At 73.6% G+C, this 2,019-nt stretch carries 2 protein-coding genes; both read right to left on the bottom strand.

Translation table 11 applies throughout. The annotated features are described in order from the left end of the window. Positions 1–505: 505 nt before the first annotated feature. Positions 506–1,285, bottom strand: a complete 780-nt coding sequence (locus tag I5Q34_RS33955; RefSeq protein WP_199896351.1) for a thioesterase family protein — start codon at positions 1,283–1,285, stop codon at positions 506–508. Then, a complete protein-coding gene (locus I5Q34_RS35690) occupies positions 1,285–1,725 on the bottom strand; it encodes a GNAT family N-acetyltransferase (RefSeq protein ID WP_199896350.1) in 441 nt (146 codons plus the stop codon). Before I5Q34_RS35690 ends, I5Q34_RS33955 begins: the two co-directional genes overlap by 1 nt. Positions 1,726–2,019 lie beyond the last annotated feature (294 nt).

Genomic DNA, 2,019 nt, shown 5'->3' with positions numbered 1-2,019 from the left:
CCTGGACCCCTGCCGGGGCTGCGCCCCTGGCCCCCTTGCGGGGCTGCGCCCCCGCACCCCGCTTCGGGGCTCCGCCCCGGACCCCGTATCGCGGCTTCGCCGCTCGTCCTCAAGCGCCGGACGGGCTGAAGTGCGCGCCCGGGCTGGATATCCGGTGCGGGCGATATCCGTACGGGCGGTGTCCGTACGGGCAGTGTCCGTACGGGCGGTATCCGTACGGGCAGTGTCCGTACGGGCGGTATCCGTACGGGCGGTATCCGTACGGGCAATATCCGGCGCGGGCGCGAAATCCAGCCCGTCCGGCGTTTGAGGACAGCGCCCGGAGGGCGCTTCGGGGGTGCAGGGGGCGGAGCCCCCGCCTACCGCGCGCAGCGCGGTCCGGGGGTCCAGGGGGCGGAGCCCCCGGTCAACGCGGCGAAGCCGCGTCGCGGGCCCCGGGGCTTGCCCCGGAAGAAACGGTGAAAGGGCGGGGCCGGGGCGAATCCACCACGCCGTCCCACCGGCGTCACCGCTCCGCGACCAGCAACGTCTGCAAGATACGGCCGCAGTCGCCCGACACGTCGTCCAGACGACCCGCGGCCAACCCCGAGCCGCCCGCCGTCGCCGCCGTCGCCGCGGTCAGGCAGAGCCACTCCCCCACCGGCTCCCGGTGCAGGGCCAGCGTGATGTCCGTGTTGATGACGAGCCGCCGGACGTGGTCGAGTTCGAAGCCGACGGCCCAGTTGCTGTCCGCGAGGGTCAGGGCGCGGGTCAGCGGGGTGTCCTCCTCGCCGGCGACCAGGGGGATCCGTTGCCGGGCCCAGGCCGCCCCCGGTCCCGGGTCGTCGAAGCCCCCGGACGCGAAGCGCCATTCCATCGCCGCGACGTAACCGTCGAGGTGCGCGCCCCTCATCCGGGGCGGGCCCTGCGGGGCCGGCAGGGCCGGCGGCAGCGGCTCCGGGCGCAGGGACGGCGTGTCCTCGGGGGCGGCGGCGACCCGCCATGCCCGGGCCAGCATCACCGGCCTGTCCTCGGCGAGGATCTCGCCCTCGAGGAGTTCCGTGCGCCGGCCCGACCGGACCGTGCGCACCCGCACGTGGAGATCGCCGACGGGCACCGGAGCCGGTATCTCCAGCGTCACCCGGGCCACTCTGACCCCTTCCCGCGCCTCGTGCCGCTCCAGTGCGCGCCCGAGGAGGGCGGACGGAGGGCCCGCGTGCTGCGCCTTCGGGCTCCAGGGGCCCGCGGTGGCGGGGGTGCTCTCGTAACGGCCGTTTCCCGCGTCGCGGTAGAAGGACTCGGGCATCAGCGGGGCAGTTCGATCTGGTAGCGGATGAAGCCGCGGTAGTCGGCCACCTTGTCGTAGAGGCGACGGGCCGTGGCGTTCGTCTCGTGGGTGCTCCAGTACACGCGGGAACATCCGCGCTTCTCGGCCCACTCGACCACGGCGGCGATCAGCGCCTCTCCCACACCCTTGCGGCGGGCGCGGGGATCGGTGAAGAGGTCCTGGAGGTAACAGACGTCGGGGCCGGAGGTGTTGGGGTGGATGAAGAAGTGGGTGATGCCGAGGAGTTCGCCGTCGATCTTGGCGCCGAGGGCGTGGAGGCGGGTGTCCTCCTGGAAGGCGGCCCAGGCGGTGTCGTACATCTGCTGGGGTTCGTCGCGCTCGTAGAAGTCGATGTAGGCGCGGAAGAGGGATTCCCATGCGGGGTGGTCGGTGGGGGTGAGCCTGGCTATGTCGATCACGGTGGCCTCCTCCGAGGGGGTTTCGGGTTTTCGCTGATCACGATCCACTGGTGGGGGGTTGGTGCGGTAGGGATCGTGGTGGGGGTCACACGATCGTCGTTCCGTGGCGGCCGCGGGGGCTGCGCCCCTTCGGGCCCCCGCGGCGCGCGGCGCGCGGCGCGCGGCCGGCCGCAGGGGCTCCGCCCCCTGCGCCCCCGCAAAGCGGCTTCGCCGCTTTGTGCTCAATCGCCGGACGGGCTGGGTGCCCCTCCCCGCCCGTTCACCGTTTCTTCGCGCTCCGCGCGGGGGCAACGC

Source organism: Streptomyces sp. AV19, from assembly GCF_015999245.1.
Taxonomy (GTDB): Bacteria; Actinomycetota; Actinomycetes; order Streptomycetales; family Streptomycetaceae; genus Streptomyces.
This window is presented reverse-complemented; position numbering and strand designations above follow the sequence as displayed.